This window comes from Stenotrophomonas sp. YJH_SMC_122 (assembly GCF_059369535.1).
This window is the reverse complement of record NZ_JCAFST010000009.1, coordinates 102,573-116,559: the sequence shown is the minus strand read 5'-3', so window position 1 is coordinate 116,559 and position 13,987 is coordinate 102,573. Positions and strand designations below refer to the sequence as shown.

The window sequence follows — 13,987 nt, the reverse complement described above, 5'->3', positions numbered from 1 at the left end:
CGCTGGGCCTGAACACCGGGCAACGTCCCCGGGCCTGAATGGGCCTCCAGAACGGCCCGTTCAGCTCCGCTTGACTGGAATCGGCCGCTTTACGGCAGGTAATTGCTTGAATTGCAAGGGATTGTGAATCCCGAAAAGCGTGCTCGCCACTGTCATCAAATCGCGCTACGGTAGGGCTCTGTTTGGGACCAGTGTTGCATCAATAGGATGCTGGAACTTTTTCCTCCTTTAGCAGTCCAAATCCCGGACTGCTAAGATGGGTGCCTATGAGCCAGAACACCTCTACTGCCCTTGTGGCAAACAATCTCCCGATTCCCAGTGCGCTCGGTTCGCTGGACGCCTACATCGGTGCCGTGCACCAGATCCCGGTGTTGTCGGTCGATGACGAACAGGACCTGGCCCGTCGCTTCCGCGACGGCAACGATCTGGACGCCGCCCGCGAGCTGGTGCATTCGCACCTGCGCTTCGTGGTGCACGTGGCCCGCGGCTACAACGGCTACGGCCTCGCGCTGGGCGACCTGATCCAGGAAGGCAACATCGGCCTGATGAAGGCGGTCAAGCGCTTCGACCCGGACATGGGCGTGCGCCTGGTCTCCTTCGCCGTGCACTGGATCCGTGCCGAAATGCACGAGTTCATCCTGAAGAACTGGCGCATCGTGAAGGTCGCCACCACCAAGGCGCAGCGCAAGCTGTTCTTCAACCTGCGCAAGTCGAAGACGCGCCTGGGCTGGATGAACGCGGCGGAAGTCAGCGCGGTGGCCAAGGACCTGAACGTGTCCGAGCGCGAGGTCATGGAAATGGAGTCGCGCCTGTCCGGTCGCGATATCGGTTTCGATGCGCCGACCGACGAGGACAACGAACACGCACCGCCGTCGCCGGCTGCGTTCCTGGTTGCCGATGACGAAGACCCGTCGATGGCCTACGAGCGCGAGGACAACGAAGACAACCAGATGCAGCTGCTGCGCGAAGGCCTGGCCGAACTGGATGCGCGTTCGCGCGACATCATCCGTCGTCGCTGGCTGGATGCCGACAGCAAGGTGACGCTGCAGGAGCTGGCCGACGAGTACGGCGTGTCCGCCGAGCGCATCCGCCAGGTCGAGGCGAACGCGCTGAAGAAGATGAAGGCGCTGTTCACCGCGTAAGCGGGAAGGCGTTGGAATGAAGAAAGGCCCGGCATTGCCGGGCCTTTTTGTTTTTTGCGGCGTTCTCATCCACGCCACGTGGATGCCCTGATGCCGCACCCGCCTCACCCCTCGCGCGCGATCGCGCGCCAGCCGATGTCGTTGCGGTGGAATTCGTTGGCCCAGCTGACCTTGGCCACGCCGGCATAGGCCTTCGTCTGCGCATCACGCACGCTGTCACCCAGTGCCGCCACGCACAGCACGCGCCCGCCGGCACTGACCACCTGGCCGTGGGCATCCAACGCCGTACCGGCATGGAACACCTTGGCGCTGGCTGGCACGTCGCCCAGGCCGGAAATCACGTCACCGGTGATCGGCGCTTCCGGGTAGGGCTTCGCGGCCAGTACCACGCCCAGTGACGGGCGCGCATCCCACTGCGCTTCTACCTGGTCCAGGCGGCCATCAATCGCCGCTTCCACCAGCTCGACCAGGTCCGACTGCAGGCGCAGCATCACCGGCTGGGTTTCCGGATCGCCGAAGCGCACGTTGAATTCGATCACCTTCGGCGCGCCGCTGGCATCGATCATCAGGCCGGCGTAGAGGAAACCGGTGAACGGGATGCCGTCGGCGATCATGCCCTGCACGGTCGGGTTCACCACTTCGCGCATCACGCGTGCATGCACCTCCGGCGTCACTACCGGCGCCGGCGAGTACGCGCCCATGCCACCCGTGTTGGGGCCGGTGTCGCCGTCGCCGACGCGCTTGTGGTCCTGCGAGGTGGCCATCGGCAGCGCATGCACGCCGTCCACCATCGAAATGAAGCTGGCTTCCTCGCCGCCGAGGAATTCCTCGATCACCACGCGGGCGCCGGCATCGCCGAACGCGTTGCCGGAGAGCATGTCACGCACTGCGTCTTCGGCTTCGGCCAACGTCATTGCGACGATCACGCCCTTGCCGGCGGCCAGGCCATCGGCCTTGACCACGATCGGTGCGCCCTTCTCGCGGATGTAGGCCAGGGCAGCGTCCACGTCGGTGTGCACGGCATAGAACGCGGTGGGGATGTTGTGGCGGGCCAGGAAGTCCTTGGCGTAGGCCTTGCTGCCTTCCAGCTGCGCGGCGGCGGCGGTCGGCCCGAAGATGCGCAGGCCGGCGGCGCGGAAGCGGTCGACCACGCCGGCCACGAGCGGTACTTCCGGGCCGACCACGGTCAACGCCACGCCTTCAGCCTGGGCCAGCGCCAGCAGGCCGTCGATATCGGTCACCTTCACCGCCACGTTGCGGCACTTGTCTTCGCAGGCGGTACCGGCGTTGCCGGGCGCCACGATCACGTCGGTGACACGGGAGGACTGGGCCAGCTTCCATGCCAGGGCGTGTTCGCGGCCGCCGGAGCCGATGACGAGGATCTTCATGGGACAGGGTTCTCGGATACGGAAAAGAAAAGCCGGGCAGGGCCCGGCTTGGTGATGCGGATCAGTGGCGGAAGTGGCGCACGCCGGTGAACACCATGGCCAGGCCATGTTCGTCGGCGGCGGCGATCACTTCGGCATCGCGCATCGAACCGCCCGGCTGGATGACCGCCTTGATGCCGGCGGCAGCGGCGGCGTCGATGCCGTCCCGGAACGGGAAGAACGCATCGGAAGCCATCACCGAACCCTCGACCACCAGGTTCGCATCGGCAGCCTTGATGCCGGCGATGCGCGCCGAGTACACGCGGCTCATCTGGCCGGCGCCCACGCCAATCGTGCGGTTGTCCTTGGCGTACACAATCGCGTTGGACTTCACGAACTTGGCAACTTTCCAGGCGAACAGCAGGTCGGTGAACTGCTTGTCGGTCGGCGCCAGCTTGCTGACCACCTTCAGCTCGTCGCGGGTCATGCCGCGGTTGTCCGAGGACTGCAGCAGCAGGCCCGAGCCGACGCGCTTGCTGTCGAAGTTGTTCAGGCCGTCACCATGCGGGATGCGCAGCACGCGCACGTTGGCCTTCTTCTGCGCGTATTCCAGCGCAGCCGGCTCGTAGTCCGGGGCAATCAGCACTTCCACGAACTGGCGGTCCAGGATCACCTTGGCGGTGGCGGCGTCCAGCGGCGTGTTGAAGGCGATGATGCCGCCGAAGGCGCTGGTCGGGTCGGTGGCGTAGGCCAGCTCGTAGGCATCGCCGTTGCCGGCGCCGACGGCCACGCCACACGGGTTGGCGTGCTTGACGATGACGCAGGCCGGCGCATCGAACTGGCGCACGCATTCCCACGCCGCGTCGGCATCGGCCAGGTTGTTGTAGCTCAGTTCCTTGCCCTGCAGCTGCTGGAAGGTGGCCAGCGTGCCCGGCACCGGGTACAGGTCGCGGTAGAACGCGCCGCTCTGGTGCGGGTTCTCGCCGTAGCGCAGGTCCATCACCTTCACGAAGGTGGAGTTCATCTGTGCCGGGTACTCGGCACGCACCGGCACGGCGGCGTCGGTGGCGGTGACCGCCGACAGATAGTTGCTGATCGCCGCATCGTACTGGGCGACGCGGTTGAACGCGGCCACCGAGAACGCGAAGCGGGTGGCGGCCGACAGCTGGCCGTCGTTGGCCTCCAGCGAGGCCAGCAGCTCGGGGTACTGCGACGGGTCGGTGGCCACTGCCACGCGGGCGAAGTTCTTGGCCGCCGAACGCAGCATGGCCGGGCCGCCGATGTCGATGTTCTCGACCGCGTCGGCCAGGGTGCAGTCGGCCTTGGCGGTGACCGATTCGAACGGGTACAGGTTCAGCACCAGCAGGTCGATGGCGCCGATGCCGTGCTCGGCCATCACCGCGTCATCCAGGCCGGAGCGGCCCAGCAGGCCGCCGTGCACCATCGGGTGCAGGGTCTTGACCCGGCCGTCCATCATTTCCGGGAAACCGGTGACCTCGGCCACGTCCTTCACTGCCAGGCCCGCCTCGCGGATCGCCTTGGCGGTGCCGCCGGTGGACAGCAGCTCCACGCCGCGTGCCGCCAGCGCAGTGGCCAGCTCGACCAGACCAGTCTTGTCGGAAACGGAGAGGAGGGCCCGGCGGACGGGCAACAGATCAGCAGTCATGGGACAGAATCGGCAGCGGAGCGGGGCCGATATTGTAGGCGGTGGGGGCCGGTGGCGGGCGCTGGTGGTGGCAATCAACCCGCACCGATGGCCTGTGGCCGCCTTCGGCACAGTCTGGCCGGGGGGGGGGGGGGCGGCAATCAATTCGATGGGGCGCGCGGCCCCAATCGGGTAGGCTGTGCCGGAACTGCCAAGGATCAGCGGGTTCGGATCGTGTCGATCTATGCATTGAAGGGACGTTTTCAGGACCTCCTGCGCCCGGCCGTACGCGGCCTGTACCGCATGGGGATCACCGCCAATGCGGTGACCGTGGCCGCTGCCGTGGTCTCGCTGCTGGTGGCCGGCGCCGTCTGGTGCTGCGCGCCGGCGCAGCCATGGCTGTACCTGCTGCTGCCGCTGTGGATGCTGCTGCGCATGGCGCTCAACGCGGTGGACGGCATGCTGGCCCGCGAATTCGGCCAGCAGTCGCGGCTGGGGGCCTATCTGAACGAATTGTGCGATGTGATCGCCGATGCGGCGCTGTACCTGAGCCTGCTCAGCGTGCCGGGCGTGCGCCCGGAGGCGCTGTGGCTGCTGGCCTGGACCGCGGCGCTGAGCGAATACGCCGGCGTGCTGGGGCTGATGGTCGGCGCCAGCCGCCGCTATGACGGCCCGATGGGCAAGAGCGACCGCGCCTTCGTGATCGGTGCGCTGGGCCTGCTGCTGGCGTTTGAGTGGGTTGGCGCGATGACGGTCACGGGCGTGGCCGCGGCCATGGCGGTGCTGTGCGTGCTGACGATGATCAACCGGGTCCGTCGCGGACTGCGGGAAACCGCAGTTTCGCCAAATTAATCAAGCAGATAGAAAAAGACAATCAGGAGATTGCATGCGTCAGGCGCAGGAACGGGAATTCCACAGCTTCGACCAGGTACCGCTGTTCTACCGGTACTGGGCGGGCACCACCGCCACCCCGGCCACCCGGGCCATCGTGCTGCTGCACCGTGGGCACGAGCACTCCGGGCGTGTCACCCATCTGGTCGATGAGCTGGACCTGCCTGACACCGCCTTCTTCGCCTGGGATGCGCGCGGCAATGGCCGTTCGCCGGGCGCGCGTGGCGATGCACCGGGCTTTCCGGCGCTGGTGCGCGACCTGGACAGCTTCATCGCCCACATCGGCGCCGAGCATGGGATCGCGGTGGAAGACATCGTGGTGATCGCGCAGAGCGTGGGCGCCGTGGTCGCCGCCACTTGGGTGCACGACTACGCGCCACGCCTGCGTGCGCTGGTGATGGCCTCCCCGGCGTTCAAGGTGAAGCTGTACGTGCCGTTCGCACGCCCGGGCCTGGCATTGATGCAGAAGCTGCGCGGCAACTTCTTCGTCAACAGTTACGTCAAGCCGCAATGGCTGACCCACGATCCGGCGCGGGTGGAGAGCTACCGCACCGATCCGCTGATCACCCGGCCAATCTCGGTGCGGGTGCTGCTGGGCCTGTACGAGGCGGCCGATCGCATCGTCGCCGATGCGCAGGCGATCAGCGTGCCGGTGCAGCTGCTGGTGTCCGGCTCGGACTTCGTCGTCCACCGTGGCCCGCAGGACCGCTTCTACGAGCGCCTGTCCAGCCCGATCAAGGAGCGCGTGCATCTGCCGGGCTTCTTCCACGACACGCTGGGCGAGCGTGATCGGGCACCGGCACTGGCGCGCATCCGCCGCTTCATCCAGGCGCGTTTCGCCGAGCCGTTGCGCGAGTTGTCGCGTCGCGATGCGCACCGCCATGGGCCGACATTTGAAGAGTCTGAAATCCTGGCCTGGCCGCCCGAGCGCAACAGCCTGGCCGATCTGCGCTGGCGCGTGGTGCGCGGTGGCCTGCGCTTTGGCGGCAGACTGTCCGAGGGCATTGCACTGGGCCTGCAGACCGGTTTCGATTCGGGCAGCACGCTGGACTACATCTATCGCGACGAAGCACGTGGCAAGGGCCCGTTGGGTCGCCTGGTCGACCGCAACTACCTGGATGCGATCGGCTGGCGCGGCATCCGCATTCGCGGTCGGCACCTGCAGGAACTGCTGCGCGATGCCGCCCAGCGCCTGCGCGGGCAGGGCATGCCGGTGCGCGTGCTGGACGTGGCCGCTGGCCATGGCCGTTATGTACTGGAAGCGCTGGGCCAGGGCGAGCAACGCGCCGAGCACATCGTGCTGCGCGACTTCAGCGGTCTGAACGTGACCCAGGGCCAGGCGTTGATCGAGCGCCTCGGTGCGTCCGACATCGCCCGTTTCGAACAGGGCGATGCGTTCGATCCGGTGCAGCTGGCGCAGGTCGACCCGGCGCCGACGCTGGCGGTGGTATCGGGCCTGTACGAACTGTTCCCCGACAACGACGCCGTGCTGCGCTCGCTGCAGGGCATCGCCGCAACGGTGCCGGTGGGTGGCTACCTGGCCTACACCGGCCAGCCCTGGCACCCGCAGCTGGAGTTCATCGCCCGCGCGCTGACCAGTCATCGTGGTGGCGCCGCATGGGTGATGCGCCGCCGCACCCAGCAGGAAATGGATGAACTGGTGCGCCTGGCCGGGTTCGAGAAAGTGGCGCAGCGCATCGATGACTTCGGCATCTTCACTGTGTCGCTGGCACGCCGGACCGCGTGATGGCGACGCTGGCTGCAACTCCGCTTGCCACGGCGGGGCGCCCCTGGCGGCGCGCGCTGCTGTGGCTGGCCCTGCTGGGCCCGTTCTTCTTTGCCAGCTACGGCTTCGCCAACTGGATGGCCGGCCGCCACGCCGAACTGCCGGTGATGGCGTTCGGCTGGGAAACGCAGATTCCGTTCGTGCCATGGACGATCGTGCCGTACTGGTCGATCGACCTGTTCTACGCGGTTTCGTTCTTCCTGTGCCGACAGCGCCTCGAACTGGACCGGCACGCATTGCGGCTGTTCAGTGCACAGCTGATCGCGGTGAGCTGCTTCCTGCTGTGGCCGCTGCGCTTCAGTTTCGAGCGGCCGGAGATCGGCGGCGTGTTCGGTTGGCTGTTCGATGTGCTGCTGGGTTTCGACAAGCCGTTCAACCAGGCGCCATCGCTGCACATCGTGCTGCTGATCGTGCTGTGGGTGAAGTTCGCGCAGTACCTGCACGGTGCCTGGCGCTGGGTACTGCATGTGTGGGCGCTGCTGATCGGCGTCTCGGTGCTGACCACGTTCCAGCATCATTTCATCGACATCCCGACCGGCCTGCTGGCCGGCTGGCTGTGCGTGTGGTTGTGGCCGGAGCAGGGCACGCCACCGCTGCGTGCCTGGCGCATCGCGCGGCATGCCAAGCGGTGGCGATTGGCTGCGCTGTACCTGCTGGGGGCCGCTGTGCTGCTGGTGCCGGTGGTTCTGCTGCGGGGTACGGCGTTGTGGCTGCTGTGGCCGGTGGTGTCGCTGCTGCTGGTGGCGCTGGCCTATGCCGGGCTGGGTACGGCGGTGTTCCAGAAGCGCGCCGATGGTCGCCTGAGCATGGCGGCACGCTGGCTGCTGGCGCCGTACCTGGGCGCGGCCTGGATCAATTCGCGGCTGTGGACGCGGCGTGCGCCGCAGCCGGTGCCGGTGACGGATGGCGTGTGGCTGGGGCGTATTCCCCGCGCGGCGTTGCCAGCACCGCTGGTGGGCGTGGTCGATGCCTGTGCCGAGCTGTCCTGCCGCGCGCCGGGCGCGGCGTACGCCAGCGTGCCGATGCTGGACCTGGTGGTGCCCACGCCGCACCAGCTGCGCGAGGCGGCCGAGGCCATTGAGCGACTGCGGGTACAGGGGCCGCTGCTGGTGTGCTGCGCATTGGGTTACTCACGCAGTGCCGCCGGTGTTGCCGCCTGGCTGCTGCGCAGTGGGCGTGCCGCCGATGCCGAAGCGGCGGTGGCGATCGTGCGCGCTGCACGCCCCGGCATCGTGCTGGGCCCGGCACATCTGCGCGCCATTGCTGATGCGGCGGGGGCAGGCGCATGAGTCCGGTTCCCGATCTGGCGACCATGCAACTGCTGCTGCGCCAGGGACGCTGGCCCGCGCTGCTGTCGCTGGGGCTGCTGCTGGTGGCGCTGCTGCTGCTGGGCATCGAAGCGGGGCTGGCGATGATCGCCGCCGGCCTGTTGCTGCTCAGCATTGCCGCGGGCATCACACAGGCTTACCACGCATGGCGGGTCGGGCTGGACGCCGGCCTGCTGCAACTGCTGCGCGATGAAGGCCTGGACGGCGAAGCCGCTGCGCGCCGTACCGACCAGCTGCTGCACGACAGTGGCCTGCGCCGCGCACAGCCCGACGCGCCGCTGCGCGGCTGGGACCTGCGCTGGGCCGGTATGCGCCGCCTGCTGTTGCGGCAGTACCTGCTGACGGCCGTGCAGTTTGCACTGCTGGTAATCGCCGTGTTGTGGCCGCAGACGTGAACCGGAGGGACCGATGTTCGCCGAATTGATTGCACGCGCCTGCAGTGGCGCGATCCACGTGGTGACCGGCGCCCGTGCGCTGTGGATCGGCTGTGCGCCGTCCAGCGAGCGCCGCGTGTACTACGGCAACCACGCCAGCCATGGTGACTTCGTGCTGATCTGGTCGTCGATGCCACCGGCGTTGCGGCGCCAGGTGCGCCCGGTGGCTGCTGCCGAGTACTGGCAACGCGACGGCCTGCGCCGCTACCTGATCGATGCGGTGTTCAACGGCGTGCTGGTCGAGCGCGAGGCCGGCCATCGCCAGCAGGACCCGTTGCAGGTGCTGCGCGATGCGGTGGACGAAGAGTGCTCGCTGATCCTGTTCCCGGAAGGCACGCGCAATGTGGGCGATGAGCCACTGCTGCCGTTCAAGAGCGGCATCTACCATCTGGCGCGGCAACGGCCGGAGCTGGAGTTCGTGCCGGTGTGGATCGACAACCTGAAGCGGGTGATGCCCAAGGGCCGGTTCCTGCCGCTGCCGCTGCTGTGCACGGCCACTTTCGGTACGCCGCTGCGGCTGCAGGCCGACGAGGACAAGGCTGCATTCCTGGCCCGCAGCCGGCAGGCGCTGCTGGACCTGGCGCCGAATGGAGGGCGCGCATGAGCTATCTGATGGACGTGTCCGGTGACCTGGCCGCGCGCAGCGTGGGCCAGCAGACCGGCCTGCTGTTTGCCGGCGTCGGCGCGGTGCTGGTGCTGGCCACGCTGGTGGCCGAGACCCTGCGCTGGCGGCAGCGTGGGCAGCCCAGTGCGGTCATCGCCAACCTGGTGTCGCGCATCCGCGCCTGGTGGGTGATGGCGATCGTGGTCGGGCTGGCGCTGTTCTTCGGTCGCGCCGGGGTGATCGTACTGTTTGCGATCATCTCGCTGTTCGCGCTGCGCGAGTTCATTACTCTGGCACCGACCCGCTCGGGCGACTACTACGCGCTGCTGGCCGCGTTCTACATCGTGCTGCCGTGGCAGTACTACCTGGTGTGGATCGACTGGTACGGCATGTACACGCTGCTGATTCCGGTCTACGCGTTCCTGTTCCTGCCGATCCTGTCGACCATCGGTGGTGACACCACGCACTACCTGGAGCGCACCGCGAAGGTGCAGTGGGGGCTGATGATCTGCGTGTTCTGCATCTCGCACGTGCCGCTGCTGCTGAACCTGCACGTGCCGGGCCATGACCCGTCGCGCAACGTGCTGCTGTTCGCCTTCCTGGTGATCGTGGTGCAGTCCTCGGACGTGCTGCAGTACATCTGGGGCAAGCTGCTGGGCAGGCGTCTGGTCGCGCCGAAGCTGTCGCCGTCGAAGACGGTGGAGGGCTTCGTGGGTGGCGTGCTGAGTGCCAGCGCGCTGGGAGCGGCGCTGTGGTGGATCACGCCGTTCACGCCGCTGCAGGCGTTCGGCCTGTCGCTGCTGATCAACCTGATGGGGTTCTGGGGGGGGCTGGTGATGTCGGCGATCAAGCGCGACCGTGGCATCAAGGACTGGGGCCACATGATCGAGGGCCATGGCGGCATGCTCGACCGGCTGGATTCGGTGTGCTTCGCCGCGCCCGTGTTCTTCCATGTGGTGAGGTACTACTGGAAGGCCGGCGGAGGCGGGTGATTCTGCCGGGCTTCCATCCACGCATGGCGTGGGTCCACGGGTAGTGCCGGCCGCTGGCCGGCAACTGCAACTTCCTGCCATCGTTCATGGGGTTGCCGGCCAGCGGCCGGCACTACCCACGCACGCTTACGCGCTGATGCCGTATTCCTTCAGCTTCTTGCGCAGGGTGGCGCGGTGGATGCCCAGCATCGCTGCGGCGCGGCTCTGGTTGCCTTCGCAGTGGTTGAGCACTTCCACGAACAGCGGGATTTCCATCTCACGCAGGACGATCTCGTAGACATCGTCCGCGTCGCAGCCATCAAGGTCACGCAGGTAGCGGCGCACGGACTGGGCGACGTGTTCACGCAGCGGTGGCCGGGGAGCGCCACGACTGTTGTCAGGACGAGAGAGGACAGCGTTCAAGGGGGTTCCCGATTCGGTTGGCCCGTGCGCGCGGAGCGCGCGGCCGGACGAGGTGGTGGCGGCCAGTCTAGCGCGAGCGTGCCCGACCTGCCACGGCTGGTCGCCTCTATCCTGCTCAGAGGAAGTCGAAGGTGAATGCGACGGTGGATGCGGCGGGTTCCTGCACGCGGAACGCAATGCGTGCACTCTGGCCCGGTTCCAGCACGGCCGCGCCGGGGTTCTCGCCGAGGTACTGCGCCGGTGCGAACACGCCGCTGCCGATCAACCGGCCATCGGCATCGGACAGCGACAGGCGCAGATCCGGCCAGGCCTGTGCCCAGCGCGCATCGTTGCGGATGCTGGCCTGCACCTGCAGTACGCCGGCCTGGCCTGGCAGGGGGCGGATCTCGCGGCTGGTCATGGTGAACGCGGTGGGTTCATGCCAGGCCGGCAGGCTGCAGCGCAGTACGCCGCACAGTGCGCCCAGCCAGGCGCGGTTGCCCGCGTCGGCGGCCAGTCGCGCTCGATCGGCCAGCACGCTCTGCAGGACCAGCAGCAGTGCCAGTCCGGCGACCAGCCCCCAGTGCCAGCGTGGCGTCGGCAGTGCGCGTGGCCGCGAGGTGCCCAGGAAACTGGGTGCATCTCCGGCCACGGCCTGCGGGACCGGAGCGGCAAGGACGGGTTCGATCACGGCCGCTTCGTCGAGGTTGACGATGTCATCGCTCTGTCGCGTTTCCGCCATCGGTGGCAGCGCCGCTTCGAGGGGGCTGCGGGCTTGGGCTGGCGGGATGTCATGCATCACCGGGTCGGGCGTGCGTGAATCGGTCGCAGGTGCAGCCTCGCCTTCCGACGCGGGGCGCAGGAAGGTGGCCAAGGGGCGGCGCGGCGGGTTCGGCTCGGACATGCTCAGGGTGCGGGCTCGGATCCAGCGGTCATTCAATCACGATCAGGCGCGGCGTATGCCGGTGATGCGCATCCAGTCGCCATCCTGGGTCGCCTGCAGGTCGTCGAACCATGCGGCGTAGCGCTGCAGCAGTTCGCCTTCCTGGCCCTGCAGGATGCCGGACAGGGCGATGCGGCCGCCGGCAGCGACGCGCGCGGCCAGCAGCTCGGCCAACGCGTCCAGTGCCGAGGCAAGGATGTTGGCGACCACGATCGGGTAGGTGGCGACCGGTTCGTCCTGCGGCAGGTACACGTGCATGCGCGCCTGCTCGCCGTTGCGCTCGGCATTGTCGGCGGTGGCGACCAGTGCCTGTGGATCGTTGTCCACGCCGATCGCTTCGGCGGCACCCAGCTTCAGCGCGGCCAGGGCGAGGATGCCCGAGCCGCAGCCGAAGTCGAGCACGCGCTGGCCCTGCAACTGGCCGTCCACGGCCAGCTGGTCCAGCCAGCGCAGGCACAGGGCGGTGGTCGGATGGGTGCCCGAGCCGAAGGCCAGGCCCGGGTCCAGCCGCACCACGGCGGCATCGGCGGCCTGCGCGGCGTCCGGCAGTTCATGGTTCCACGGCACGATCCAGGTACGGCTGCCGAAATCCATCGGCTGGAACTGGTCCAGCCAGGCGCGTTCCCAGTCTTCATCCTCGACGGCGCGGAAGCTGCCGTTGCTCCAGTCCAGTTCCGGATCGAACGATTCCAGGGCGGCCAGCAGCAACAGCGCATTGCTGTCGGCGGGGAACAGTGCGCTCAGCACCAGGGTGTCCCACAGCGGCGTTTCACCCACGCCGGGTTCGAGGATGGCCTGTTCGTTGCTGGTGTCGGCTTCGGCATCGAGCAGGGTCACGGCCAGTGCGCCGACGTCCTCCAGCGCATTCTCATAGCGGGGCTGGGTGGCTTCGGTGCAGCGCAGGGTCAGTTCCAGGAACGGCATGGCGGTGGGGGCAATCACGGGAAAGGGGGCCATGCTAGACCATCGGGGCGTCTCCGTATTGCCTGAGATGCCGCCTTGAGATGAACGGGGGCAGTTCAGACAGGCCCGCCGGGCCTTGCTAAACTCGGGACTTTCCTGTGCGCCGTGAACGCTCACCGCCGCCGATGGCCTTCGCCCCGACCCTGAAAACCTGGTTGCTCGTGCTGCCGGCGGTGGCCGTGCTGGGCGTGGCCGGGTACCGGGCCAGTGGCCATGCGGCGGGCGTGACATCAGCGTCGCCGGACCTGCCGACCGTCGTGGCCGGCCGCGACAGCGCAGTGGCGTTGCCGGTGGTGCCGGAAGCCCTGGCGCGCCGGCTGGCTACCGTCGAGCGCGGCAACATGCTGCCGTCGGGCCTGCCGCTGGACCTCCGCGCCGACATCGAAGACGCCAGCGATCTGTATGCCTACGCCCAGCGCCTGCGCGTGCAGGCCGATACAGGTAACCATGAAGCGCGCTGGATGCTCAGCCGCGTGTATGACTATTGCGCGCAGTACGCGCTCGATCCGGGTGGCTACCGCCTGGACAACAACGTACTGAGCGGGTTGGGCCTGACTGCGGCGCCGGCGATGATCGAGGCGCGCGAGCGCGTGGCGCAGCGGTGCGGCGGTTTCGTCCCGGGCGACAAGCTGGGCGCGGCACTGGTGCTGGCCGAGCGCCGCAAGGCGGCCGCGCAGGGCAACCTGGCCGCGGAAGCATCGCTGTTCGCCGAGGGCGAGCCGTTGCATGACAGCGCCGAGTACCGCCGTGACCTGGTCGAGCGCGTGCGCACTTCGCGTGACCCGGAGGCCTATATGGCGATCGCGCCGGGCATGGGCGTGCGTGCCGCCGGTGACAGCGCACTTGACGGCCTGGTGGCGGGCGAACAGCTCAGTGAGCTTGCATGGCGGCTTGCGGCCTGCGAACTCGGTCTACCGTGTGGAGCGGACAGCGTGCTGGTCAACAGTTTTTGTGCGAACGGAGGGATCTGTTCGCAGGATGGAGCGCAGGATTTCCGGGATTTCGTGTATGACGCTGCGGTATCGCGGCAAGGTGCTGGGAAAATGAAGGAATGGATCAAGCGATTGATTGGAAAGAGGGACGGGCGATGAATTACCGTCGATTCCTGCATGGGGCCAAGTTCTGGTTCTGGGTGGCGCTGTTCGTGGCCTACTCTGCCGGTGCGGTCGGCCTGCTGATGATCGATACCTACGAAGATCGGTACCGGCATCTGTCGAAGGTGGAACTGACCACGGTGAAGGCGCAGGAAGACGTGCGCCGCGCCGGCGCCAGCCAGGTCGCTGCGGTCTATCGCGCGCAGACGGGCATGCCGTTCGCTTCACTGCCGGCCGGCAGCACCTTCCAGGTAGTGTGGCCGGATGGCTCGACCGAGACCATGGTGATCGTCGATCCGACCTCGCCCAATGGCGTGCGGCCGCTGGCCAATTCGCAGATTCCGGCCGAAGCGGCCAGCAAGCGCTGATGCGCCGGCTGTAGAGCCGAGCCCACGCTCGGCTGTGCGTTGCGGCAAG

14 protein-coding genes are annotated in these 13,987 nt (G+C 67.7%); 9 read left to right on the top strand and 5 right to left on the bottom strand.

What is annotated here, in order from left to right; genetic code table 11:
* The first annotated feature begins 266 nt into the window (after nt 1–266).
* Entirely contained in the window at nt 267–1,142 is an 876-nt protein-coding gene (gene rpoH / locus AC5P66_RS13505) for an RNA polymerase sigma factor RpoH (protein WP_049412914.1), read from the top strand.
* Between the two features lie 104 nt (nt 1,143–1,246).
* Here the strand turns inward: rpoH and purD are convergent, their stop codons facing one another.
* Both purD and purH read right to left on the bottom strand, forming a co-directional pair.
* Complete coding sequence (gene purD, locus AC5P66_RS13500) at nt 1,247–2,530, bottom strand: phosphoribosylamine--glycine ligase (RefSeq protein WP_099495604.1); 1,284 nt, start codon at nt 2,528–2,530, stop codon at nt 1,247–1,249.
* Between the two features lie 61 nt (nt 2,531–2,591).
* Nucleotides 2,592–4,175, bottom strand: coding sequence for a bifunctional phosphoribosylaminoimidazolecarboxamide formyltransferase/IMP cyclohydrolase (purH, locus tag AC5P66_RS13495; protein ID WP_099495605.1), 1,584 nt, complete (start codon nt 4,173–4,175; stop codon nt 2,592–2,594).
* A gap of 213 nt (nt 4,176–4,388) precedes the next feature.
* Here purH and AC5P66_RS13490 point away from each other — a divergent pair, with 213 nt between their 5' ends.
* From AC5P66_RS13490 to AC5P66_RS13465, 6 genes are read left to right on the top strand one after another with little or no spacing between them, the layout of a single operon-like run.
* A complete protein-coding gene (locus AC5P66_RS13490) occupies nt 4,389–5,006 on the top strand; it encodes a CDP-alcohol phosphatidyltransferase family protein (protein WP_099485488.1) in 618 nt (205 codons plus the stop codon).
* Between the two features lie 34 nt (nt 5,007–5,040).
* Complete coding sequence (locus AC5P66_RS13485; protein ID WP_100478835.1) at nt 5,041–6,792, top strand: bifunctional alpha/beta hydrolase/class I SAM-dependent methyltransferase; 1,752 nt, start codon at nt 5,041–5,043, stop codon at nt 6,790–6,792.
* Nucleotides 6,792–8,120, top strand: coding sequence for a phosphatase PAP2/dual specificity phosphatase family protein (locus tag AC5P66_RS13480; RefSeq protein ID WP_099494873.1), 1,329 nt, complete (start codon nt 6,792–6,794; stop codon nt 8,118–8,120). The genes AC5P66_RS13485 and AC5P66_RS13480 overlap by 1 nt, the downstream gene beginning before the upstream one ends.
* A complete protein-coding gene (locus AC5P66_RS13475; protein WP_049412926.1) occupies nt 8,117–8,554 on the top strand; it encodes a hypothetical protein in 438 nt (145 codons plus the stop codon). Before AC5P66_RS13480 ends, AC5P66_RS13475 begins: the two co-directional genes overlap by 4 nt.
* Nucleotides 8,555–8,567: 13 nt before the next feature.
* The gene (locus tag AC5P66_RS13470) at nt 8,568–9,197 is read left to right on the top strand and encodes a lysophospholipid acyltransferase family protein (protein WP_005419712.1); all 630 of its coding nucleotides are present in this window, start codon (nt 8,568–8,570) and stop codon (nt 9,195–9,197) included.
* The gene (locus AC5P66_RS13465) at nt 9,194–10,189 is read left to right on the top strand and encodes a phosphatidate cytidylyltransferase (RefSeq protein WP_049412928.1); all 996 of its coding nucleotides are present in this window, start codon (nt 9,194–9,196) and stop codon (nt 10,187–10,189) included. The genes AC5P66_RS13470 and AC5P66_RS13465 overlap by 4 nt, the downstream gene beginning before the upstream one ends.
* Nucleotides 10,190–10,315: 126 nt before the next feature.
* On the opposite strand, the gene fis is transcribed toward AC5P66_RS13465, so the two are convergent.
* The 3 genes from fis to prmA form a co-directional block, all read right to left on the bottom strand.
* The gene (gene fis / locus AC5P66_RS13460; RefSeq protein ID WP_005419706.1) at nt 10,316–10,591 is read right to left on the bottom strand and encodes a DNA-binding transcriptional regulator Fis; all 276 of its coding nucleotides are present in this window, start codon (nt 10,589–10,591) and stop codon (nt 10,316–10,318) included.
* A 115-nt stretch (nt 10,592–10,706) separates the two neighbouring features.
* Nucleotides 10,707–11,474 (bottom strand): DUF3426 domain-containing protein, encoded by a 768-nt coding sequence (locus tag AC5P66_RS13455; protein ID WP_099485495.1) that lies wholly within the window; start codon nt 11,472–11,474, stop codon nt 10,707–10,709.
* A 42-nt stretch (nt 11,475–11,516) separates the two neighbouring features.
* Complete coding sequence (gene prmA / locus AC5P66_RS13450; protein WP_049440916.1) at nt 11,517–12,437, bottom strand: 50S ribosomal protein L11 methyltransferase; 921 nt, start codon at nt 12,435–12,437, stop codon at nt 11,517–11,519.
* Nucleotides 12,438–12,601: 164 nt separating this feature from the next.
* Here prmA and AC5P66_RS13445 point away from each other — a divergent pair, with 164 nt between their 5' ends.
* Together AC5P66_RS13445 and AC5P66_RS13440 are read left to right on the top strand one after the other, a co-directional pair.
* Nucleotides 12,602–13,567, top strand: a complete 966-nt coding sequence (locus tag AC5P66_RS13445; protein WP_049412932.1) for a hypothetical protein — start codon at nt 12,602–12,604, stop codon at nt 13,565–13,567.
* Complete coding sequence (locus AC5P66_RS13440; protein WP_049412934.1) at nt 13,564–13,938, top strand: hypothetical protein; 375 nt, start codon at nt 13,564–13,566, stop codon at nt 13,936–13,938. The genes AC5P66_RS13445 and AC5P66_RS13440 overlap by 4 nt, the downstream gene beginning before the upstream one ends.
* Nucleotides 13,939–13,987 lie beyond the last annotated feature (49 nt).